A 21,283-nucleotide genomic window follows, 5' to 3' on the forward strand; every position below is an offset into this window, starting at 1 on the left:
ATCCAGGAGCACAATTCAATGAATCTCAATGTTCTTAACTCACCCAATCCAACTTTCAACCAGACTCAGCCTAGGCTTCAGGGGCAAGCCTACCTCAAAAAATTTATCGAAGCCTATACCCAACGCACCCAAACTTCCAAACGATTAGCTCAAAACTATCATGCTGTCTTGGCAGATCGCAGGAATTCAGAAGGATTTCATCCTGCATTTAAAGAAATGGTATATCCCATTGTGGGGAAAAAGGCTTCAGGCTCCCGACTGTGGGATGTGGATGGAAATGAATATATCGACTTAGTGATGGGATTTGGGGTTAGTTTTTTCGGCCATAATCCTCCTTTTATCAAAGAGGCGATCGCCCAACGTCTAGAACAAGGATTCCACATCGGTCCCCAATCAGATTTAGCAGGGGAAGTCGCTACGCTGATAAGCGAGCTTACAGGTTTAGAACGAGTCACTTTTAGCAATACAGGCACAGAAGCTGTCATGACTGCCCTCCGACTGGCACGAGCAGCTACTAGGCGGAGAAAAATCGTCATGTTTTCGGGTTCTTATCACGGTCATTTTGACGGTACCTTGGTTCAATCCCAAACGGTAGATGGCACCTTGAACACAGTTCCCAGTGCCTTAGGTGTTCCTGAAAACATGGCCAAAGATGTCTTAGTTCTAGAGTATGGCACCCCTCAATCCCTAGAAATCATCAACCATCACAGTCATGAACTGGCTGCAGTCATTGTTGAACCCATCCAGGATGAACAACCTAACCTACAGCCTCATGAATTTCTCAAACAGCTTAGACAACTCACCCAAACAGCTGGTATAGCCCTAATTTTCGATGAAATGCTAACGGGTTTTCGCATTCATCTAGGCGGTGCCCAAGCTTGGTTTGGCATTCAGGCTGATATTGCTACCTACGGCAAGATTGTGGGGGGTGGGATGCCCATTGGTGTCATTGCTGGTCGATCGACCTACATGGATCGAATTGATGGTGGTGACTGGAACTATGGAGATGCATCCTCTCCCCAAACCGAAAAAACCTTCTTTGCAGGAACCTACTGTAAGCACCCTTTGGCTATGGCTGCGGCCCATGCGGTACTCAAATATCTGAAGCAACAAGGCCCGTCTCTTCAGGAACAGCTCAATCAGCGTACCCAGCAGTTTATTGAAACCTTGAATACCTACTTTAATGAGGAAGGTCTCCTCATTAAACTTGCTAACTTTGGATCTGTATTCAATACGGTTTCTTCCAGTTTTTCCAGCCCTGTCGAGCAGGCAGAAGAAAATCGTTTTATTTCTGTCAGTATGGACTTACTATTCCACCACTTAATCCATAAAGGAATTTTTATCCAAGGTAGTGGCGGAATTCTGTCTACATCACATACATTAAATGACTTAGAAAAAGTCATTTATGCCATAAAAGAGAGCGTTCAAGATCTTCGAGAAGCTAAAATTTTGCCTTAAGTATCACCAGCTTTAGCGATATTTACGTGGCTAAAGCTGGTGATAACGATTGCTAAGCCGTTGTGCCGCGTTAGCATGTTTTTGAATGAGTTCTGGCGGAGCCAATACTAAAGCCCGATCCATAAAGCGGTAGAGCCATCGACTAAATTCGTCGAGAGAGCGCGAGGGTAAGAGAACTTCATAGTCAACATATTGTGGCAGTCCATTAGATCCTTTGGGGCCTTTGCGGATGGTCTGCCGTAGATGTCGTTTTTCTCCCTCTGTGATAAACGGAATCACATCTGAAAAGAAACGAGCCTTAACGTGATTCAACTCTAATAAGCCAGCTCGCTCTGCCATTTGCTCTTGAGGATTGCCAAGAAAAAGCCCCCACCCAGCTTGAAGAAGATCGTGAGCTACAGACATTTGCTGAATTTGAGCGTCAATGCCACGTTCAGGTTGGTCTAACCCACATTCCGCAGGTGCGGAATTAGAATGAGGTATTTTAGCGCTCCACTAAGCCATGAGTTCAATACCCCAGGAAATCCAAGTTCAGAATCTTGACCATTTAGGGATTGTCGCCGGAATCATTGATGAGATTGGTCTGGTTGAGCAAGTAGACGAATTACTGGGGATTCATCCACAAGCAGGGGTGACACTCGGTCAAATCCTCAAGGCGATGATATTGAATGGATTAGGGTTTGTCAGTGTGCCATTGTATCTGTTTAGTCAGTTCTTTGAAGGCAAAGCCATCGAGCACTTGTTGGGCAAAGGAATCGAAGCATCCCACTTGAACGATGACCGATTGGGTCGAGCCTTAGACCGCTTTTACGAATACGGCGTGACCAACCTCTTTACGACCCTGGCCTTAAAGGCCGCCCAACAGTTTGGGGTTGAAACAGAGCGTGTGCACCTAGACAGTACTTCTATGAGCGTAGAGGGGCAATATGTCCCTAAAGATTCGACAGTCACCCAAGTACCAGAAGAAGCTCAACCCATCAGCGCGATCGCGCTGACCTATGGATATTCCAGAGACCGTCGACCCGACTTAAAACAGTTCCTCATGGACACGATCTGTAGTGGAGATGGCGACGTACCGTTGTATCTGAGGGTAGCTGACGGGAATGAAGTCGATGGAGTGGGCTTTAGAACCGTCATCCACGAATATCGTCAGGATTGGTCATTTGACGGATTGAGAGTGGCAGACGCAGCCCTATTCACTGCCGAAAATCTCAAACAAATGGGGAGCCTCAAATGGGTTAGCCGCGTCCCCTTGACCCTCAATCAAGCGCAAGAAGTGATTGCACAAGTGACCCCCTCTGTGGAGTGGAAAGGCGTTGGCACGGGGTATCGATTGATTGGGGTTTGTACGACCTATGCCGGAATTAGGCAACGGTGGGTGGTCGTTGAAAGCGATCAACGCAAAGATGCAGACCTCAAACAGTTACAAAAACGCGTCGAGCAACAGGAGCACCGTCAACGCCGTCACCTCGAACAACTGTGCAAAGAATCCTTTGCCTGTGAAGCTGATGCAATCAAGGCTATCAACGCGTTTGAGCAGACTTTACACTATTGCCAACTCACGGACGTCTCAGTGCTCAAGAAAGTCCATCATGGCAAACGAGGGCGTCCTAAATCCGATGCTGTCTGTGAGGAGAGGTTTTATCCCCAAGCAACGCTAGTTCACAACATCGAGGCCATTGCAGCCCAACAGAGCATTGTGGGGCGCTTTATTTTGGCGACCAATGTGCTTGATTGTGATGAGCTATCTGCGGTGGAGGTATTACAGGAATACAAAAATCAGCAATCGAGCGAGCGGGGATTTCGGTTTCTCAAAGACCCTTTGTTTTTCACCTCCAGTGTCTTTCTCAAATCCCAAGAGCGCATTATGGCTTTGGCGATGGTGATGGCGTTATGTCTGCTGGTTTATACCCTGGCGCAACGCAAGCTCCGAAAAGCTTTGAGTGAGGCTCATGCGGGTATTCCCAATCAACTCGGTAAAATGACTGATACTCCCACGATGAAATGGGTGTTTCAGTGTTTTCAGGCGATCCATCTGGTGGTCGTCTCAGGTCACAGACAAGTCTCAAATCTCTCTCCTCAACGGCTTAAGATTTTGCAATTCCTTGGCGCATCCTGTGGCCGATATTACCTTTTGGAGTAAGGCTCTAAAATTCTCACACTAACGGGCTGACCTGCGGAATGTGGGAGATATCAATACAGCTCAGGTCAATTTGATTTGGGCAAGGGGTCAGGAACTGGCCTCTGTAGACGATGATGGGTCAGCTCTACTTGAAACCCCGGTCAACACCGGAGGGTTCAAGCAACTTACCCAGATGAAACGTCAGAAACTCCTAGCTCAACGAAGTAGCTAGGGGTAGTTCATCCTCTCAGCTATCGGATAACGAGCGAATATAATTTGGGCAAGGCGACAAACTGTTAACCAGCACTCGATCCGCAGTCCAGAATTCAGCACCGCACAGTTCCGCACAAGCTAGAAAAGCAGCATCGTACAAAGTGGTCAGATCGTGTTGAGAGGCGATCGCCCAAGCCTTCGCTCGTAAATCCGAGCGATCGATAAACTCTATCGGAAGCTGCTGAAAATCCTCAAAGCAAGCTAGGGACTCGTCACGAGTCAGTAAGCCGCGCCGAACCTTTTTGCGCAAAACTGACCCCACTTCAGCCCAAGCAAAACAAGGAGCCACTAACCTACGGGAAGTAGAAATCGCATCTAGAATTAGCACTTCAGCCTTGTCCGAATTGTCTTCTGGGGTGAGGTAAGGAATCAGAACGCTGGAGTCGAGACACAGCACTCTAGGCATGACGACCTTCGCCAGAGCGGAGTTCGCGAATTTCAGCCACAGACCTCGGTTGAACGCCAGTGCGTTGGAGAATGGCTTGCCGCCTCGATCGAATGCGATCGTGCGCGGCAATCGCTTGGCGGCGGTGGACCTCATGGTCGAGGGCTTCTACCACCAAATCGTTGAAGGATTCCTCGTCAACCTTTAAGGCTTTTGCTCGAGCCAGCAATCCAGAAGGAAAGCGGATCGTGATGCTTTCGCGCTGCATAATGGTTTCACACTACAGTTACAGTATATGCAACCATTTTAGCCTAAAATCGACTGTTTGAATGCAGCGCCCCTTGTTCGCTAGAGTTTCGCTAGATATAAGATATTAGGCCAATATTTTATGTTAAAAGCTTGACGACTGTAGCGCAACAAGCTACGGTTGGGCTATGATTCAATCATTCAGGCACAAAGGGTTAGAAGCCTTCTTTCGCAAAGGAGCCACGTCCGGCATTCAACCCGATCATGTCAAACGGCTCCGGTTGCAGTTGGCGATTTTGGACACGGCACAAAGCCTCCAAGACATTGCGCTCCCAGGTTTTGGACTGCATCCATTGAAAGGGAAGGCTCAAGGGCGATGGTCGATCGAGGTCAACGGCAATTGGCGGCTAACTTTTGAGCTTGTCGAGGGCGACGTTTTGATTTTGGACTATGAGGATTACCACTGATGAGAATGCACAATCCCCCCCATCCAGGCGAAGTCATTGACGGCATTTATCTAGAGCCGTTTGACGTGAGCATCCGAACGATGGCAGCGCAATTGGGCGTTAGTCCCTCCACTTTCGGTCGTGTCGTGTCTGGCAAAAATGCAGTCAGTCCCGACATGGCGATCCGGTTATCGAAAGTTTTAGGGCGATCGCCGGAAAGTTGGCTTCAGATGCAGGCGAATTACGATCTGTGGGTTGCTCAACAGCAGAATCCGCACGACGAACTAGTGGCTTATGAGTTTGCAAACTAGGTGAATGTCCCGATCGTTTCTTGCAAGATCCGCTCGGAAGAATCAAGCCGATCTTGTTTTGATCGGGAAATGTGCCATTACCCATTTACCCACTTTTATATGACAGAATAGTGCTAGAGCGTTTTTTGGGGTGAAGGGCCTTCATGTCAGACCTTGATTTTCGTACCGTCAAAGAGATTGTCGAACCGGATAGTCGGGGTCGTTTTAGCATTGGTGCGATCGCCAAAAGCAAAACCTACCGCGTCCAGATAAATGATGCAGGGCAGATTTTGCTAGATCCGGTAGTTGCGGTGCCGGAGCGGGAGCTATGGCTGTGGCAGAATTCTGAGGCGATCGCATCGGTGCAACGGGGGATTGAGCAGGCTGGAGCAGGAGAAGTTCACGATCTGGATTCCTTTGCTCAATATGCAGAGATGGAGCTTGAGGACGAATGAGGTTTCGTCTTGTCTTGACCAGTGAGGCCAAAGATGTTTTGAAAGAACTAGCGAAATCTGACCCCAAGAAGCACAAGAAAGTGCTAAAGACCTTGGGACTGATAGAAACGAATCTACGGCATCCTGGATTGAAGACGCATAAGTACGACTCGCTTCAAGGCCCGAAAGGAGAAGAGGTGTTTGAAGCGTATGTTGAAAATCGAACGCCGGGAGCGTATCGAGTGTTTTGGTTTTACGGGCCAGGGAGCAGCCAAATTACCATTGTGGCGATCACTCCCCACCCTTAACTGCTGTATTGAAATGCAGGCATTATGAGCGTTCCAGCCGTCAAACTCATTCCCGTCACCACATCAGCGATCGTCGCTTCTCCTTCCGCTTCAGCCAACGAAAGCCGGACTGCTAGTGCAAAGCGATCGCATCGAGGCCGAACCGCCCAAATTGCCACGCCGACTGATATCCGCTGGCCTGTGGTGCAGGAGTACTTGAGAAGCAGCAGCCTATCGCCCAATAGTCGAAAGCTTTACGAGCGCGAGCTAAAGCGATTTTTGGGTTGGACGCAATGTCGATGGTCTGAACTTCAGTCTCGACATTTGGGACTTTATAAAGCCTATTTGATGGAATTAGAGGTTGCATCGGGTAAAAAGCTTTCCAAGAACAGCCTCAACAGCGCTCTGACAGCCCTCAAAAGCTTTTTTCGATGGCTGTGTCAGTTTCACCCCGAGCTATGCCTTAAGAACCCGACTGAAGGGGTGAAGTTCGAGCGGGTGCCCATGCCTCCGGCCCAGAGTCTGAAGCCGGAGGAGATGGAAAGGGTTTGGAGTGCGATCGCCCAGCGTAACGAAACGCGCTTGCGAGACTTTGCGATGGTGCAACTGCTCAGCCATAACCTGCGCGCGGGAGAAGTCGCTTCAGCAAACGTGGGTTCCTTTGATGGTCGCCTAATCACGCTGACAGAAACTAAGAACAATAAGCCCCGCATCGTACCGCTGTCTGAAGAGGGACAGCTAACAATCCAGAATTATCTTGAATGGCGGCGCGGCCAGGGCGAAGCGTTGACACCGGAAAGTCCTTTGATTTTGTCGCATCATCAAGGGTGGGAAGGCGATCGCCTGAGCTATCACGGCATCTATTTCGCAGTGGAGCGCATTGGAGAATTAGCGGGACTGCCAGACCTGCACCCGCATCAGTTTCGGCATACAGGAGCAACGGAGCTGCTGCGGATGGGCATGGACCCAGCCCATGCAAAACTGTTGACCGGGCACGCGGATGAGCGATCGTTCCGGCGCTATGTGTTGGCGGTGGAGCAGGAGGCGGCGATCGCGGCGTACTATCGACTCAAAGGGGAGGGTCAGGCTGAGAAGGTCGTCTATGCCAAAAACCTGAGTCGCGAACAGCGTCAACTATTGATGGCGATGGCTGAGCTGACGCAGATGCAGCCGCTCTATCAGGATGACCTCGACAAGGGTGAGATTACCTTTGCGGAGTTATGGCAGGAAAATGCGATCCATCTGGAGCGGATGGTGGCCGAGGTGTGGCAGTTGCCGGAAAAGTTGGGCGTGCTTGTTTGAGAAGGTCGGACTCTTGGTGCGCAGCTTTCGTTCTTGAACAAGACAGCGGGCTGTGGAAAGGCGATCGCTCCAGAAGCAAGCTGAGGCTCAATTTTTTGCGGTGCTGGGGTAAGAGGGGTTTCGCCCCTGGCTTTCTTGTTGTAGTACGATCGCCCGATCTTGCATACTGGATTGACCATCAAGAAACCCAACCTTCCCAGGCATTAATTGGACAACTGCGATCGCCCTGCAATTGTCTTGTGTAGCCAGATCAACACCAGGCCGATCGCGACAAAGGCGAGGGCAAGCAAATGGCTGGCTTGCGAGGCAAAGGTAATCAGAATCAGATTGGATACCAGGGCAAGAACTGGAATCACTGCGGGAATCTTTAGTCTTCCAGGGTTGTGAGGCTGACGGCGTTTAACGATCAGCAGCGATACATTCACCAGACAAAACATCACCAAAATCAACGTCGCGGTGGTTCCGGCCAAAAATTGCAACGTGCCTGACAAAGCAAGCAGAATGGCGATCGGCAGAATCACCAGAAATGTCCGGTAGGGGGTGAGGCGGGCGGGATGCAGTTTGCCTAACCAGGCCGGAAGTAACCCTTCTCGCGACATGCCAAATAACAATCGGGAGGCGGTGACAAAGTTCAACAAGGCCGTATTCAGCACGGCAAATAGAGCGATGATAGTAAACACCACTGCTGGAAAATTTGGCTGGGCGCGGCGAACCACATCCAATAGAGGCGCACTTGATACACTCAGTTCCGCCGGGGTTAAGACTCGCGTGGCTAACCAGGACACCAGAATGTAAATCACTCCCGCAATACTGAGAGCCAGCAAAATGGCTTTGGGGACATTCTGTTCTGGATTTTTCACCTCCTCCGCCACATTCACAATATCCTCAAAACCAATGAAGGCATAAAAGGCCAAAGCCGCCCCCTGTAGAATGGCCGTTATCCCGATCGCGCTACCATCGGGAAGCGTATTAGTCACCGCAGGTGCATTACCCCCCAGTACAAACGCCACAGAAACAAAAATCACAACAATCAGGCCGGAGACTTCCATTGTGGTACAAACGATGTTGAGGGCAGACGATTCCTGCATCCCGCGAAAGTTGACAAACGTCAGTCCAGCAAACAGCGCCAGCACGATCGCCCAGGGCGGAATCACAGGCAAAAACGCATTCAGATAGCCCGCAAAGGCGATCGATAAGGTTGCCATCGACACCAGACAGGTACAGAACATCAGCCAGCCCACCAGCATTGATAGCCATTCCTGCCGAAAGGCGGTATGCACAAAATAGGCGACACCCCCACTTTTCGGCAGACGGCTGCCCAATTCGGCATAGCTAAGGGCAGTCAGAGCCGCCACCAGCATCGCCACGAGAAACGAAATCCACACCATTGAGCCAGACAAACCGACAATTTTGCCAACCACGGCATAAATTCCGGCTCCTAAAATGTCGCCAACGCCGTAAATGACCAGTGTCGTTAATCCAAACACTCGTTTCAACGATTCAGTCTCATCATCCGGTGTTTCAGCTTCGGGATGGAGTGTCATAGTAGTTTCTCGTTCAATCTGGCTTCCATCATAGTGTGGGCCAAGTGCCGTTGCTGTCGGACGCGGCACAGACCCTGGAAGTCTATCTGAACTTCCGGCGCTGCTGGGGCGAAGACCTTGCTGCCGAGTCGCCGTTGTTTCTATCGGCCTCGAACAATAGCAAAGGCGATCGCTTGGGCTATTGGGGGATCTACGAGGTCGTGAAGGAGTTGGCCGCGATCGCTGGGGTCAAAGGGGCTCATCCGCACCAAGGGCGACACACGATCGCGACGGAAATGGTTACGCGGGGGATGGATCCATTGCTGGCACGTCAGATCGCGCGGCACAAGTCGGAGATGAGTTTTGAGCGCTATAGTAAGCGTTCATTGCAAAAGCAGGCTGAGGCTCAGTTTCAGTCGCTAATGGGGGAGGGGTAAGAGATGGGCAGAAGGATGCAAACTTGCGTACTATGTCTCGGTTTGAGGTGGGATGATTTCAATTCCGTATTTGGGAGCTATGGTAAGAATTTTATGTAAATCTTCATCTGTTAATGATGCACCTGCGGTAATTTGACCGTTCACTACTTTTCCAACTTCAGCAATAAACTTTTCAAAGCCAGCAGGAGTCACCCAGATTAACATCTTCGCTGAGGTATGGGTGGTATTTGTAAAACGGTGAAGCTGCCCTTTGGGAGAATAAAGGAACGTTCCAGCCGTTGCATTCAGTGTTTGGTCATCAAGCTGAAATTCAATTTCACCCTCCTGAACGAAGAATGATTCATGTTCATGGCTATGTCGATGTGGTGGCGTACCGCCTTGAGGTGCAACAATTACTTCAAAAAGAGCGTAGGCATCGCCTGTTTCTGGTTCCAAACAAGTTTGTGTGAAAGGAGATAGGATCATAGAAAGAGTTGTCGGAGGTCAGAGACCATGCCCCCAAGAAAGACGCGAGGCAAAGCCGGAGATAAAACAATCTGCCTGCCGATTAAAGAGGGTACGAACTACAGTGAGCTGGTCGAAGACCGAGAAGCCTATCGAGCATACCTCAACGCAGAAATTGCCCAGCACCCAGAATTGTTTCCAGAAGGCATAGAGCAAGGGTATCGGTTCCATGGACTGGTGGAGTCATCCCGGCAAGGAATAAAGACCCGACGCATCTACCTTCCCAGCCATCACGAAGCCTATCAAATTCGTCCAGACTTCGTGATGCCTTACATGAGTGAGCGCGCAGAGATCGCAGCCAAAGCATTATATTTGCGCAAACACGGACTGTCCTATGATGGCATCGCCTATGTGCTCGGTAAAACCGAGATGCATTGGTATCAGTTGTGCCGCTCCCTAGGACGGGTCTCGATCGTCGGAGCAACGGTGAAGGACGCGGCGGTGTGCCCCCCCATCTAAGCGCAGACGAGAAGCATACACGGTACCGAGGGGAGAAAGCCTATCTGGCTGTCACTGCCGCCAAAGGCTGTATTTTCGGCAGTGAGTTGTGCAAAAGTGCCGGACACGAGGCGCTTAAGGCGGGTTATGGTGTCTTTCAGGCGGAGGTCGCCCATCATCTGCCCGACTATAGGCCTCAAACCGTCACGCTCGATGGCTGGGATGCGACCCGGAGTGCTTGGCAGAGTCTATTTCCTGGGATTGTCTGGATTCTGTGCTTTTTGCATGAAGTCATCAAGGTGCGAGACTTGTGTCGTTCCCAAGCTGCCCTCTGGCAGAGTCTGCGCGAAAAACTGTGGCATGTGTATCATGGCGCGAACAAGGGGAAATTTGCCCAACGGCTGAGACGATTGCTCGAATGGGCTAAAAAGCAACCCCTGCGAGACTCGATTCACCAAAGGCTCAAGCGGCTCAAGGACAAGTCTGCCCTATTTCAGAGAGCCTATGATTTTCCAGGAGCGAGCCGAACGAGTAATGCGGTTGACCGCCCGATGAACTATCTTGACCGTTGCCTGTTTTCGATGCAATATTTCCATGGAACTTGGCCTGCCGCAGTCCAGACAGGTAGAGCAATAGCTTTATTATGGAACTTTCATCCCTTTTGTCGTAAAACACAGCAGCAAACAGGATGTCTTTGTCCCTTTGAGCAACTCAATGGCTTTCGATATCACGATGATTGGCTTCGCAATTTCTTAATTGCTGCGTCCCTTAACGGCAGACGCTCTCTGCCTCAATCTCTTCACACAAAATAGTGGGGAACTAGGCCTGTTTCTTCACCAATTGCTTTGAATGTATAGAGGTCTTGACCAAAGAAGTAAGAATGCCCTTGCCCAGATTGAACGAAAAGCCCATTTTGATTAATCGTCATTTCCAAGACCCTCCTCAAATGCAATGGTCGGTGTGATTACTATTATGAGTGAAGGCGATCGCTACAGAAGCAAGCGGAGGCTCAATTTTTTGCGGTGCTGGGGTAAGAGGGGTTTGGGGTCGAGCCGAGATACGTGTAAAATAGTGCAAGATGGTTCTGAAAACTTTGCAGGGCATGTCATTCAGAATTTTATCTTCAAGACCTGAACTGATTTCCAGCGCTTCCCGAAACCGTGATAATGCTCTCGTCATCGATACTGGAAATGTATCGTGGGGTTTCTCTACTGCCCAATCATTGGATCGATGGTGAACAAGAAGGGATACTGGTCAATGAATCGCGAGAGTACCCTTTGGATGGACAAGTTGACCAACTCGTGAATAGGGAAATAGCGCGATCGCTCAACGCCTTTCAACAACTGCTAGACACGATCAACCACAAGAGAATGCACTGAATCTGGACGTGCGATCGCCCTAACGCTCAACTGCCCCTAATGTTTTAAGGGTAGACTTTTGAGGCACTGTTAACCCGGTTGCGCCTTGAATATTCATACCTTCATACAAGCGATCGGCTCTCAGTGTTTTGAGACACTCACCTGTTGTAGGATTCCACAGCTTAATAGTTTCATCCTGACTCCCACTGACCAAAATCGGATCTGTACCGGATGGCAGGCTAACGTCCACCGGACTAAACTGAACTCTGACCCGACTGGTGTGCCCTTGCAGGACTTTCTGACAGGTGCCATCTTGGACATTCCACAGCCGGATAGTTTGGTCTTCACTGCCACTGGCTAGGAGACGACCATTAGGGCTGAAGGCAACTGAGCCAACTTCACTAGTATGGTCGTGTAACGTTGCCAAGCACGCTCCATCTTGCACATTCCAAAGTCGAACAGATAAGTCTGAGCTGCCAGTTGCTAGAGTCTGACCATCTGGGCTGAAGGCAACAGATATAACCCAACCCGTATGTCCGTGTAGGGTTCTGAGGCAGGAGCCATCTCGCATATTCCATAGCCGCACGGTTTGATCGTTACTGCCACTCGCAAGGATGTGTCCATCTAGGCTGAAGGCGACTGCCCAAACCCAACCCGTATGTCCTTGTAGAGTTCTGAGGCAGGAGCCATCTTGCACATCCCATAATCGCACTGAGTTGTCATGGCTGCCACTCGCTAACATTTGTTCATTGGGGCTGAAACTGACTGAGCAAACCCAACCCGTATGTCCGTGTAGGGTTCTGAGGCAGGAGCCATCTCGCACATCCCATAGCCGCACGGTTTGATCGATGCTGCCACTTGCAACCATTTGACTATTGGGGTGAAATGCCACTGCCCAGATCCAATTGGTATGTCCTGGCAAAGCCTTGCAAGTTTCTTGCTGCCAATCCCAGAGCCGCACGAGGGCATCATAACTACCACTGGCTAAAGTGGAGCCATCCGGACTAAAGCTGACTGAAGTGACCCCACTGGTTTGCCCCTGAAACGTCTTGAGGCAGGTGCCATTTTGGACATCCCACAGTCGAAATGAGGCATTCTCACTATTGCTGGCTAAGATTTGACCATCGGGACTGAACGCGACAGACCAAACACAACTGCTGTAACCTTGCAACCGTTTGAAGCATGTTCCGTCCTGCACGCTCCATAACCGTACTGAGGCGTCCTCACTACCACTGGCAAGGGTTTGACCATTGGGACTGAAGCTGAGTGAGGTGACCCAACTAGTATGCCCTTGCAGTGTTTTGCGGCAAATGCCAGTCTGCACGTCCCATAGTCGAATCGTGCGATCGTCACTACCGCTGGCGAGGGTTTGACCGTCCGGGCTGAAGGCAACTGCCCAAACCCAACGGGTATGTCCTGACAATGTTTGGAGGGTGGTGCCGTGAGCAACACTCCACAATCGGATTGAGGAGTTGTCGCTGGCACTGGCCAGAATCTGTCCATTGGGACTAAAGTTGACTGAAGTGACCCCACCGGTATGCCCCTGCAAAACCTTCATGCAGGTTCCGTCGCGGGCATTCCAGAGACGAATTGTTCGATCTTCACTAGCACTGGCAAGCATTTGACCATCGGGGCTGAATGCGATCCTCCAAACCCGACTGAGATGACCCCGCAGTATGTTGAGACAGGTGACTGAGAGATGGCTGGAATCACTCACTTCAGACAGGTTTGCAGTGTTGGACTGCTCAAAATCGAGGTTCTGCACATCCCACAACCGAATTAATGGGTCATCACTGCAACTGGCTAGCGTTTTGCCGTCGGGACTGAAGGCAACTGTCCAGATCCAACCGGTATGTCCCTTCAATGTCAAAACCTGTTGACCATCGACCACTCGCCAGAGGCAAATCTTACCATCCACATCGCCTGTTGCCAGCAAGCTGCCATCTGGGTTAAAGCTGACTGACACAACGCTACTTAAGGTCTCGGCAAACACAGAGGTTGCCAAATCAGCGTTGCGAAAATTGACCCCTGCTAGGTTGATCTGTCGTAAGTCAGCTTGCCATACGGTTAGCTCCGAAAAGTCACAGCCTCGTAGATCGCTTTGCAGATGCACCAGCAGGTTGAGCAGATTGCCAGCAATGTAGTTTGGCTGGAGCGGCGCTTGCTGCTGTTGCTGCTCCAACATGGTTTTCAACTGCTGTTCCAGGGCGTGTGAATTGCCAAACTGGAGCAGCAATTGTTCAGCGATCGGCTCGACAATCAACCGCTTCTGCATCTCTCGGACATAGTCTTTTGCCTGGGCTTTGATCGGCGCGTGGGTTCTGAGTCGCTCTGGTGTTTGGCTGGCAATTTCTTCAGAGACGCACTGAACAAACTGATCGGTCGCATACTCCAGCACGACAGGTTGGAGAAAGAAGCGCTCACCCTCCTTTTCAATCAGCGATCGCCGCAACAAAGACTGCATTGCATCTGGAAGTCTGCGCCTGGAGAGCATGGTGACAATATCTCGGTTTAACTCAGGCAGCGAGTTCGGTTCCCGATCGATCGCTAACCAAAAAATCATTTCCTGCTCAATCTCAGACAAGCGATCGAACTGTCTTTGGAGCAAGTCTCGAATATCTTCAAAGACAGCTAACCCTTGCTGGAGATAGTTCAATACCTCAGCAATCCTGCCATTAAACAGTTCTTGAGTCGCGGCTGCCACCAATTTCAGTGCCAGGGGGTTGCCGCGATAGTGTGCCACTAATCGTTCCCATTCGGACTCTGTACCCGCAAATGTTCCTTTGTAGCGAAAGAGTTCTCGTCCGGCTTCTGGGTTCAGTCCCTTCAGTAGCAACGTTCGTACCGATTGTTCTTGACTTTCCGGTGGCACAATCTCTCTGGGCTTTTCGCGGCTGGTGAGCAGTAAGCAACTCTGATGGGACACCTCCCCAATCTCTTTGAACAGTTGACCATAGCCCTCGTAGCCCGCTCGATACTGTCCGGTTTGCCCTGCACTCAAAATCGTCTCAGCATTGTCCAGAACCAGTAAGCAGCGCTTTTGACGCAACCCCTGCATCAGCTTCAGTAGTTTCCCGTCCAGGCTGCTTGGTACAGCAATGTCCTCTCCCTGTGACTGTAGCAAGATCGGTAGCACTGTTTCTAACCATGCTTCAAACGGCGGGGCATTTTGCAGCGATCGCCACACCACCACCTCAAACTGAGTTTGAATCTGCTGCCCCAGTTTGGCAGCCAGGGCGCTTTTGCCAATTCCACCAATTCCCAGCAGTGCCACGACTCGACAGCGCTCCGTCACAATCCATTGCTCCAGGGTCTGGAGTTCCTCAGTTCGCCCATAGAACTGGGTGACATCCATCGCTTCTCCCCAGTCAGCTTGGGGCTGAGGCAGGGCGGCTTGAGCAGCGGTAGCGGTAGATGAGGCAGTCGACTCAACTGCTAGAGCCTGGGTTTGGGTCGCACCAATCAGCGACTGATGCCACTGATGTTCTAATGCCCCTCGAAAGTTGGTTTTACTGACGGGCTCCCCGCAGGCTTGCCCCAGCAGGCTCCAGAGTTTGGGACCGACGTTGTACTTGATATAGCTGAGCGAGTAGCCAGATGTCTCAGAAATTTGCTCGTAGGTCTGCGCTTGCAGGGCTCCCTGTAGAATGGCAGCTTCTACTTTATTCAGCCGTCTACCCACTTTGGCAAAGACTACCGAATGAGCAAGGTGCAGGGCCTGCTCTAAATCCATTGTCTTTTACTCCATTAATGGTAGTGAACTGATTTTACCTCGGTTAAGGTTAACTTTTTGTGTCGAGCATCACCAAGCTAGAACTGAGACAAGAGAGGGAATTCAGCCGATTCAATCGAAAATTGATCGCGAAAAAGTTTACCTGTCCTTAAGTATTTAGACTCATGACATTAACCTCAAAGTAGTCAACTTATAGGTAACGACAAATCCAAAAAACTCCCCTAATATAGTGATATCAGGTTCAAAGGCGCAAGGGAAAGGAATTAGCACACTAACACCTAACCGCTTAGCAACCTTCACAATTCCCCGATTTCTAGCAGTAATCCAGTCTTACGACCCCAACCCGTCGACAGGCTAAGTTTCTGCTGCAACAGATACACTATCAAGTTGACGAACTAGTGACGTAGTTGACAAATGACAGATCTTCCAAGCTTTTCTAATACTACGCAGGAGGTACTTATGGAACGATATAGATGTAAGGTTTGTGGTCAAATTTACGATCCAGCAGACGGCGATCCAAAGTCTGGAATTGCTCCGGGAAAAGCTTTTGAGGATCTGCCGGAAGATTGGGTATGTCCAGTCTGTAGCGCGAAGAAGGCAAAGTTTCAACTAGTGCTACCAGGGGGAGTTTAGCTAGTTGTGTTGTAAAAGGTAATGCGTTCTAAACCGTGAAAGCCGAACTTGACGATATTCCTCCAAGTTGTCGATAACATCCAGGATTTTAACGAAGCGAGAACCACTATTTATTCTAAATCAAGGAGAGTTAGTAAAGATGGAATGTATGAAAGCAGCCGTACTGACAGCATTTGGTGGTGCTGAGAGTTTTGAGATTCAAACTGTGCCCAAGCCAGTACCAAAACCTAATCAGGTTCTAGTAAGGGTTTGTGCAACATCGATCAATCCGGTTGATTATCAGACTCGCCGTGGTGACTACAAAGACCTAGTTCGATTACCAGCAATTATCGGAGTTGACATTTCAGGGGTCATTGAGACAGTTGGAGAGTCAGTGACAGACTTTGAGGTAGGAAACGAAGTTTATTACTCGCCGCAGATTTTTGGAGAATCTGGCAGCTATGCTCAATATCATGTTGCTGATGCAGGGATTGTTGCGCTCAAGCCTTCTAACTTGTCGCACATTGAAGCAGCGTGTTTTCCTCTTGCAGGAGGAACGGCTTGGGATTGTCTAGTGACGAGGGGCAATCTTCAAGTTGGGGAATCAGTTCTAATTCATTCGGGTGCTGGTGGCGTTGGTTCTATTGCAATTCAACTTGCAAAAGCGATGGGAGCCTATGTTTTTACAACATGCAGTTCTAAAAATTTCGATTTTGTTAAAGAACTTGGCGCAGATCGAGCCATTGATTACAAAAACGAAGATTATACGGAAGTTATTTATCAGGAAACAGATGAGCTAGGTGTTGATTTAGTTTTGGATACGGTCGGTGGACAAACAATCCAGCGTAGCCCAGAAATTATTCGCCCATTTGGCAGGCTTGTGAGTATTGTAGACACTGAAACGCCACAATCACTCATCGAAGCATGGGGCAAGAATCTGACTATCCATTTTGTTTTCTCCCCACAGTACCGAGCAAAATTAGATGCTTTGACAAAGCTAATCGAGCGCACTCAGCTTCGCCCCATCATTGATTCAACGCTGTCTTGGGATCAGATAATTCAAGCACATCAGCGTCTAGAGCAGGGAGGGACGAAGGGGAAAATTGTGCTGGAATTTACCAAAAGTTAGACTATCCTCACCGAGTACTTTAAATCATCATCTGAAAAATAGCCCCAAGTAGCACAAATTCAAACATTCACAAATATCTTGTGACTACCGCCTTCACCAAGAACTGAAGCAGCCCAACACTGATTATCTGGAGTCAACAACCAGGAAGCACTCTAGTCAAAGCCCTCTAATGCAGTAATTTAAGCATCTTACAAAAGGACATCGAAGCAAATTCGATGACCCGTAGGAATTCAATAAAATTTTCAGTCAATGCTCGTTGAAACAGAAGGAAAGCACTACCCGAATTTAAACGGAGACCACACTATGAACATGCTTAACTTCAGGAACAGCCTCCGCCTGCTTCTGATTGTCATTCTCTTTTTAGGAACTCTTACCATTACTTCTCTAGGAGCTATCATGAGTACTGCAAATGCACAAGTCAATAAGCCCACGATCGCGTTCGTTCATGGTGCGTTCGCCGAGTCTTCTAGTTGGAACGGTGTATTGACGAAGCTGATCGCGAAAGGTTATCCGACGGTTGCTGTGGCTAATCCTCTGCGCGGCGTTAAGAGCGACGCAGATTATGTTGCCAGCGCCCTTAAAGACATCAACGGCCCCATCGTGCTGGTTGGGCATTCTTACGGAGGCGCAGTGATTACCAATGCGGTCAAGGGTGATAGGAACGTGAAAGCATTGGTCTACGTTGCTGGTTTCGCTCCTGATGCGGGCGAGACTGCCATTGAACTCTCAGGACGTTATCCGGGCAGCACACTCGGATCAACACTCGCGCCACCCGTTGAACTGCCCGATGGTGGTAAAGACCTCTACATTCAGCAGGACAAGTTCCACGCCCAGTTTGCTGCGGATGTGCCCGCTAACGACGCGCAACTGATGGCTAGCACCCAGCGCCCGATTACGGAAGCCGCGCTGAACGAAGCCTCCGGTGCGCCCGCATGGAAATCTACCCCGTCCTGGTTTATTTATGGCGATCGCGACTTGAACATTCCTCCAGCGGCACTATCTTTGATGGCGAACCGCGCTCACTCAAAGGAGACCGTTGTTGTGAATGGCGCGTCCCATGTCGTGATGGTTTCCCATACAGATGCCGTTGCCAAGCTCATCGATCGTGCTGCAACCGCGCCATAGACGAGGCGTAAACGCATCTGGCTACAAGCATTGTCTCTAAATTAGAATGCTGAATCACTTTAAGGAGCAATTCTATGTCAACTCTTGTCTTGGTTCATGGTTCATGGCACGAGGGTTCTGCTTGGAACGAAGTGATCAAACAGCTAGAAGCAAGAGGGCATCAAGCTTTTGCTCCCACGATCGCGGGTCATGGTAAAGCCGTAGATAAAAACGTTACTAGTTCCCCACTATTTTGTGTGAAGAGATTGAGGCAGAGAGCGTCTGCCGTTAAGGGACGCAGCAATTAAGAAATTGCGAAGCCAATCATCGTGATATCGAAAGCCATTGAGTTGCTCAAAGGGACAAAGACATCCTGTTTGCTGCTGTGTTTTACGACAAAAGGGATGAAAGTTCCATAATAAAGCTATTGCTCTACCTGTCTGGACTGCGGCAGGCCAAGTTCCATGGAAATATTGCATCGAAAACAGGCAACGGTCAAGATAGTTCATCGGGCGGTCAACCGCATTACTCGTTCGGCTCGCTCCTGGAAAATCATAGGCTCTCTGAAATAGGGCAGACTTGTCCTTGAGCCGCTTGAGCCTTTGGTGAATCGAGTCTCGCAGGGGTTGCTTTTTAGCCCATTCGAGCAATCGTCTCAGCCGTTGGGCAAATTTCCCCTTGTTCGCGCCATGATACACATGCCACAGTTTTTCGCGCAGACTCTGCCAGAGGGCAGCTTGGGAACGACACAAGTCTCGCACCTTGATGACTTCATGCAAAAAGCACAGAATCCAGACAATCCCAGGAAATAGACTCTGCCAAGCACTCCGGGTCGCATCCCAGCCATCGAGCGTGACGGTTTGAGGCCTATAGTCGGGCAGATGATGGGCGACCTCCGCCTGAAAGACACCATAACCCGCCTTAAGCGCCTCGTGTCCGGCACTTTTGCACAACTCACTGCCGAAAATACAGCCTTTGGCGGCAGTGACAGCCAGATAGGCTTTCTCCCCTCGGTACCGTGTATGCTTCTCGTCTGCGCTTAGATGGGGGGGCACACCGCCGCGTCCTTCACCGTTGCTCCGACGATCGAGACCCGTCCTAGGGAGCGGCACAACTGATACCAATGCATCTCGGTTTTACCGAGCACATAGGCGATGCCATCATAGGACAGTCCGTGTTTGCGCAAATATAATGCTTTGGCTGCGATCTCTGCGCGCTCACTCATGTAAGGCATCACGAAGTCTGGACGAATTTGATAGGCTTCGTGATGGCTGGGAAGGTAGATGCGTCGGGTCTTTATTCCTTGCCGGGATGACTCCACCAGTCCATGGAACCGATACCCTTGCTCTATGCCTTCTGGAAACAATTCTGGGTGCTGGGCAATTTCTGCGTTGAGGTATGCTCGATAGGCTTCTCGGTCTTCGACCAGCTCACTGTAGTTCGTACCCTCTTTAATCGGCAGGCAGATTGTTTTATCTCCGGCTTTGCCTCGCGTCTTTCTTGGGGGCATGGTCTCTGACCTCCGACAACTCTTTCTATGATCCTATCTCCTTTCACACAAACTTGTTTGGAACCAGAAACGTACGATGCTCAATGGGATTGTGTTTTGAGGTATACGGTGGATAGTGGGCAATGCGAATCTCAATCCCCAATTCATTGACCAATGTCTGTAAATCTTGCTTAAACAGATAGTGGCGTGAACTGTTAGACCCGCCTCCATCACAGAGGATCAAAATAGAACTGGCCTTCGGATACTCCATGGAACCGTAATGATTCCACCAGTAGCGAATCGAGTCACAGGCAAACTCTCCCGTGTCATGACTGACCCCAATCTGCACATAGCCGATGTTCAGGTCTAAGTCGTATAGTCCATGGGGAATGGCAACCCCCTCTGCCAGGGATGGCCAATCATGGTCAAGCACCTGAATCTCTTGTTGGGTATACAAACGACCCTCTCGATACAGGAGTCCAATCAACTCTTTTTTTTAGTGTCCATGCTTAAAACCGGATGACCTGAGTCTTGATAGGTTTTTCTAAGATTCCTGATGTTTTCAAACTGTTCGTTACGATGGGCGGTTTCTCCTGTAGACAGTCGTTTCTGAGCTTTGCGTTTGCGATAATGATGCTTTTTAAGCAATTGGTCAACGAGGGTAACGCTGATGGCTTTTCCGTCAACTTCGATCAACTGAGCAATCTCTTGACGCTTGAGATTTGTCCATTTCTGCCCCTCATCCATCGGCGACCCTGCGGTGTGCGCCTCTAGCACCTCAATAAAGACTTCATCCAGTCCCTCGACGGTCTCAAAGGCTGATTTGCGTCCCCCGCCTTTTGCCCGAATCCCCGCCTGATTCATGGCCACTAAATCATCCAACTCTGATAGCCCCAATCGAATCGTGTAATAATCACACCCAAACAGAGCGCTAATGTACGATATTCCACCCCATCCCAGTTTCGCAGCTTCGATGGCCCCATAACGACGACGATCCTTTTCATTTAAGGACTTGTAAAGCCGTTGCATTTGCTGCTCAATAGCGAAGGGGTAGGGATTCATCTAAAAACAGATAAGGAAAGGATCTTCAAGCTATCACGCTTCCTATATTCTGGAGGTTATTTAATCCTCGATCCTAAGCAACTATCCATCAGCTAAGCAATGAATTATCGTCCTGTCACACTGCTACTGACACCCCTTACAGGTGAACCCCTTTGCAGGTGAACCTTTGAGAGCCTTCCTACTTTTCAAACTGCCTCCTAGCGTAAAGTGGCTGTTCTGAAGGCCAACCTGAGAGGGCTGCTCGCGAAACCTCCGTCATCACAAAGGAATCGACTTGGATAGCAGCATTACGGGCGATCGCCCCTTCTCGCATCGTCTCGCCTTCTTCTGCTATTAGAACCCCTGCCGTTACCTTCGCCTCAATCAGTTGTTCTGGCTTACCTTGGGGCAGTTGTCCTTGACGGCTGGCTTCTTTGATTGGATAACTTTTGACGCGTAGCACTGCGTCGAATTCCTTGTATCATCCCTAACACTGACCCAGACCCGCTTATTGCTGATAACAGGACGTTCTGGCTTTTCAATGTGCCAGTTCAACGATGCGATTCGCCACTTCGCCGCGATGAATCGGCTGAAGCATAAACCCTTTGGGTACCATCATAAGGGGAAAGCGATCGAGAAGTTGGATCGACATGAGCACGAATTCGTGGAATT

22 protein-coding genes and 1 pseudogene are annotated in these 21,283 nt (G+C 49.8%); 13 read left to right on the plus strand and 10 right to left on the minus strand.

Features of this window, described 5'->3' with window-relative positions:
- The first annotated feature begins 18 nt into the window (after positions 1–18).
- On the plus strand, positions 19–1,458 hold the full coding sequence (locus R6H26_RS14040) for an aspartate aminotransferase family protein (RefSeq protein WP_404783112.1): 1,440 nt from the start codon (positions 19–21) through the stop codon (positions 1,456–1,458).
- A gap of 30 nt (positions 1,459–1,488) precedes the next feature.
- Here the strand turns inward: R6H26_RS14040 and R6H26_RS14045 are convergent, their stop codons facing one another.
- Positions 1,489–1,863, minus strand: coding sequence for a hypothetical protein (locus tag R6H26_RS14045; protein WP_404783113.1), 375 nt, complete (start codon positions 1,861–1,863; stop codon positions 1,489–1,491).
- Positions 1,864–1,960: 97 nt separating this feature from the next.
- Here R6H26_RS14045 and R6H26_RS14050 point away from each other — a divergent pair, with 97 nt between their 5' ends.
- Positions 1,961–3,601: an IS1634 family transposase gene (locus R6H26_RS14050; RefSeq protein WP_404783115.1), complete on the plus strand. Its 1,641-nt coding sequence runs from the start codon at positions 1,961–1,963 to the stop codon at positions 3,599–3,601.
- Between the two features lie 226 nt (positions 3,602–3,827).
- Here the strand turns inward: R6H26_RS14050 and R6H26_RS14055 are convergent, their stop codons facing one another.
- Positions 3,828–4,259, minus strand: a complete 432-nt coding sequence (locus R6H26_RS14055) for a type II toxin-antitoxin system VapC family toxin (protein ID WP_404783117.1) — start codon at positions 4,257–4,259, stop codon at positions 3,828–3,830.
- Positions 4,252–4,506 carry a YlcI/YnfO family protein gene (locus R6H26_RS14060; RefSeq protein WP_404783118.1) on the minus strand — a complete coding sequence of 85 codons (255 nt, stop codon included), beginning with the start codon at positions 4,504–4,506 and terminating at the stop codon, positions 4,252–4,254. The genes R6H26_RS14055 and R6H26_RS14060 overlap by 8 nt, the downstream gene beginning before the upstream one ends.
- A 166-nt stretch (positions 4,507–4,672) precedes the next feature.
- On the opposite strand from R6H26_RS14060, the gene R6H26_RS14065 reads away from it, so the two are divergent.
- The 5 genes from R6H26_RS14065 to R6H26_RS14085 all read left to right on the plus strand — a co-directional run bounded on the left by R6H26_RS14065 (position 4,673) and on the right by R6H26_RS14085 (position 7,243).
- The gene (locus R6H26_RS14065) at positions 4,673–4,951 is read left to right on the plus strand and encodes a type II toxin-antitoxin system RelE/ParE family toxin (RefSeq protein WP_404783120.1); all 279 of its coding nucleotides are present in this window, start codon (positions 4,673–4,675) and stop codon (positions 4,949–4,951) included.
- A 5-nt stretch (positions 4,952–4,956) separates the two neighbouring features.
- Positions 4,957–5,241 (plus strand): HigA family addiction module antitoxin, encoded by a 285-nt coding sequence (locus R6H26_RS14070; protein ID WP_404783122.1) that lies wholly within the window; start codon positions 4,957–4,959, stop codon positions 5,239–5,241.
- A 143-nt stretch (positions 5,242–5,384) separates the two neighbouring features.
- On the plus strand, positions 5,385–5,675 hold the full coding sequence (locus tag R6H26_RS14075; protein ID WP_404783123.1) for a hypothetical protein: 291 nt from the start codon (positions 5,385–5,387) through the stop codon (positions 5,673–5,675).
- A complete protein-coding gene (locus tag R6H26_RS14080; RefSeq protein WP_404783125.1) occupies positions 5,672–5,962 on the plus strand; it encodes a type II toxin-antitoxin system RelE/ParE family toxin in 291 nt (96 codons plus the stop codon). The genes R6H26_RS14075 and R6H26_RS14080 overlap by 4 nt, the downstream gene beginning before the upstream one ends.
- 24 nt (positions 5,963–5,986) lie before the next feature.
- Complete coding sequence (locus tag R6H26_RS14085; protein ID WP_404783127.1) at positions 5,987–7,243, plus strand: tyrosine-type recombinase/integrase; 1,257 nt, start codon at positions 5,987–5,989, stop codon at positions 7,241–7,243.
- 203 nt (positions 7,244–7,446) lie between these two features.
- Here R6H26_RS14085 and R6H26_RS14090 read toward each other — a convergent pair whose 3' ends face one another.
- Positions 7,447–8,787 (minus strand): APC family permease, encoded by a 1,341-nt coding sequence (locus R6H26_RS14090; RefSeq protein ID WP_404783128.1) that lies wholly within the window; start codon positions 8,785–8,787, stop codon positions 7,447–7,449.
- 35 nt (positions 8,788–8,822) lie between these two features.
- Between R6H26_RS14090 and R6H26_RS14095 the strand changes: the two genes are divergently transcribed.
- Positions 8,823–9,203 carry a tyrosine-type recombinase/integrase gene (locus R6H26_RS14095; protein ID WP_404783130.1) on the plus strand — a complete coding sequence of 127 codons (381 nt, stop codon included), beginning with the start codon at positions 8,823–8,825 and terminating at the stop codon, positions 9,201–9,203.
- Between the two features lie 30 nt (positions 9,204–9,233).
- On the opposite strand, the gene R6H26_RS14100 is transcribed toward R6H26_RS14095, so the two are convergent.
- On the minus strand, positions 9,234–9,638 hold the full coding sequence (locus R6H26_RS14100; RefSeq protein ID WP_404783132.1) for a cupin domain-containing protein: 405 nt from the start codon (positions 9,636–9,638) through the stop codon (positions 9,234–9,236).
- Between the two features lie 57 nt (positions 9,639–9,695).
- On the opposite strand from R6H26_RS14100, the gene R6H26_RS14105 reads away from it, so the two are divergent.
- Both R6H26_RS14105 and R6H26_RS14110 read left to right on the plus strand, forming a co-directional pair.
- Positions 9,696–10,166 carry a hypothetical protein gene (locus R6H26_RS14105; protein ID WP_404783134.1) on the plus strand — a complete coding sequence of 157 codons (471 nt, stop codon included), beginning with the start codon at positions 9,696–9,698 and terminating at the stop codon, positions 10,164–10,166.
- Entirely contained in the window at positions 10,151–10,957 is an 807-nt protein-coding gene (locus tag R6H26_RS14110; protein ID WP_404783135.1) for a hypothetical protein, read from the plus strand. The genes R6H26_RS14105 and R6H26_RS14110 overlap by 16 nt, the downstream gene beginning before the upstream one ends.
- Positions 10,958–11,543: 586 nt before the next feature.
- Here R6H26_RS14110 and R6H26_RS14115 read toward each other — a convergent pair.
- Positions 11,544–15,236: an NB-ARC domain-containing protein gene (locus R6H26_RS14115; protein WP_404783137.1), complete on the minus strand. Its 3,693-nt coding sequence runs from the start codon at positions 15,234–15,236 to the stop codon at positions 11,544–11,546.
- Positions 15,237–15,695: 459 nt separating this feature from the next.
- Here R6H26_RS14115 and rd point away from each other — a divergent pair, with 459 nt between their 5' ends.
- The 3 genes from rd to R6H26_RS14130 all read left to right on the plus strand — a co-directional run bounded on the left by rd (position 15,696) and on the right by R6H26_RS14130 (position 18,102).
- The gene (rd, locus tag R6H26_RS14120; protein WP_404783138.1) at positions 15,696–15,869 is read left to right on the plus strand and encodes a rubredoxin; all 174 of its coding nucleotides are present in this window, start codon (positions 15,696–15,698) and stop codon (positions 15,867–15,869) included.
- A gap of 148 nt (positions 15,870–16,017) precedes the next feature.
- Positions 16,018–16,977 carry a zinc-dependent alcohol dehydrogenase family protein gene (locus tag R6H26_RS14125; protein ID WP_404783139.1) on the plus strand — a complete coding sequence of 320 codons (960 nt, stop codon included), beginning with the start codon at positions 16,018–16,020 and terminating at the stop codon, positions 16,975–16,977.
- A 303-nt stretch (positions 16,978–17,280) separates the two neighbouring features.
- Positions 17,281–18,102 (plus strand): alpha/beta fold hydrolase, encoded by an 822-nt coding sequence (locus R6H26_RS14130; protein ID WP_404783140.1) that lies wholly within the window; start codon positions 17,281–17,283, stop codon positions 18,100–18,102.
- 227 nt (positions 18,103–18,329) lie between these two features.
- On the opposite strand, the gene R6H26_RS14135 is transcribed toward R6H26_RS14130, so the two are convergent.
- The 4 genes and pseudogenes from R6H26_RS14135 to R6H26_RS14150 form a co-directional block, all read right to left on the minus strand.
- Positions 18,330–19,136 (minus strand): hypothetical protein, encoded by an 807-nt coding sequence (locus tag R6H26_RS14135; RefSeq protein WP_404783135.1) that lies wholly within the window; start codon positions 19,134–19,136, stop codon positions 18,330–18,332.
- A complete protein-coding gene (locus R6H26_RS14140) occupies positions 19,121–19,591 on the minus strand; it encodes a hypothetical protein (RefSeq protein WP_404783134.1) in 471 nt (156 codons plus the stop codon). Before R6H26_RS14140 ends, R6H26_RS14135 begins: the two co-directional genes overlap by 16 nt.
- Before the next feature lie 43 nt (positions 19,592–19,634).
- A pseudogene (locus R6H26_RS14145) lies at positions 19,635–20,632 on the minus strand (ISAzo13 family transposase).
- Between the two features lie 178 nt (positions 20,633–20,810).
- Positions 20,811–21,074, minus strand: coding sequence for an acyl-CoA dehydrogenase domain-containing protein (locus R6H26_RS14150; RefSeq protein WP_404783142.1), 264 nt, complete (start codon positions 21,072–21,074; stop codon positions 20,811–20,813).
- Positions 21,075–21,283: the final 209 nt, after the last annotated feature.

Source organism: Altericista sp. CCNU0014, assembly GCF_044923475.1.
GTDB lineage: Bacteria > Cyanobacteriota > Cyanobacteriia > Thermosynechococcales > Thermosynechococcaceae > JAAURS01.

What these genes read in the sequence shown, in the direction of transcription:
- R6H26_RS14040 (WP_404783112.1), top strand. Translation starts at nt 19, where the DNA reads ATGAATCTCAATGTTCTTAACTCACCCAATCCAACTTTCAACCAGACT.
- R6H26_RS14045 (WP_404783113.1), bottom strand. Translation starts at nt 1,863, where the DNA reads ATGTCTGTAGCTCACGATCTTCTTCAAGCTGGGTGGGGGCTTTTTCTT.
- R6H26_RS14050 (WP_404783115.1), top strand. Translation starts at nt 1,961, where the DNA reads ATGAGTTCAATACCCCAGGAAATCCAAGTTCAGAATCTTGACCATTTA.
- R6H26_RS14055 (WP_404783117.1), bottom strand. Translation starts at nt 4,259, where the DNA reads ATGCCTAGAGTGCTGTGTCTCGACTCCAGCGTTCTGATTCCTTACCTC.
- R6H26_RS14060 (WP_404783118.1), bottom strand. Translation starts at nt 4,506, where the DNA reads ATGCAGCGCGAAAGCATCACGATCCGCTTTCCTTCTGGATTGCTGGCT.
- R6H26_RS14065 (WP_404783120.1), top strand. Translation starts at nt 4,673, where the DNA reads ATGATTCAATCATTCAGGCACAAAGGGTTAGAAGCCTTCTTTCGCAAA.
- R6H26_RS14070 (WP_404783122.1), top strand. Translation starts at nt 4,957, where the DNA reads ATGCACAATCCCCCCCATCCAGGCGAAGTCATTGACGGCATTTATCTA.
- R6H26_RS14075 (WP_404783123.1), top strand. Translation starts at nt 5,385, where the DNA reads ATGTCAGACCTTGATTTTCGTACCGTCAAAGAGATTGTCGAACCGGAT.
- R6H26_RS14080 (WP_404783125.1), top strand. Translation starts at nt 5,672, where the DNA reads ATGAGGTTTCGTCTTGTCTTGACCAGTGAGGCCAAAGATGTTTTGAAA.
- R6H26_RS14085 (WP_404783127.1), top strand. Translation starts at nt 5,987, where the DNA reads ATGAGCGTTCCAGCCGTCAAACTCATTCCCGTCACCACATCAGCGATC.
- R6H26_RS14090 (WP_404783128.1), bottom strand. Translation starts at nt 8,787, where the DNA reads ATGACACTCCATCCCGAAGCTGAAACACCGGATGATGAGACTGAATCG.
- R6H26_RS14105 (WP_404783134.1), top strand. Translation starts at nt 9,696, where the DNA reads ATGCCCCCAAGAAAGACGCGAGGCAAAGCCGGAGATAAAACAATCTGC.
- R6H26_RS14115 (WP_404783137.1), bottom strand. Translation starts at nt 15,236, where the DNA reads ATGGATTTAGAGCAGGCCCTGCACCTTGCTCATTCGGTAGTCTTTGCC.
- rd (WP_404783138.1), top strand. Translation starts at nt 15,696, where the DNA reads ATGGAACGATATAGATGTAAGGTTTGTGGTCAAATTTACGATCCAGCA.
- R6H26_RS14125 (WP_404783139.1), top strand. Translation starts at nt 16,018, where the DNA reads ATGAAAGCAGCCGTACTGACAGCATTTGGTGGTGCTGAGAGTTTTGAG.
- R6H26_RS14130 (WP_404783140.1), top strand. Translation starts at nt 17,281, where the DNA reads ATGAACATGCTTAACTTCAGGAACAGCCTCCGCCTGCTTCTGATTGTC.
- R6H26_RS14140 (WP_404783134.1), bottom strand. Translation starts at nt 19,591, where the DNA reads ATGCCCCCAAGAAAGACGCGAGGCAAAGCCGGAGATAAAACAATCTGC.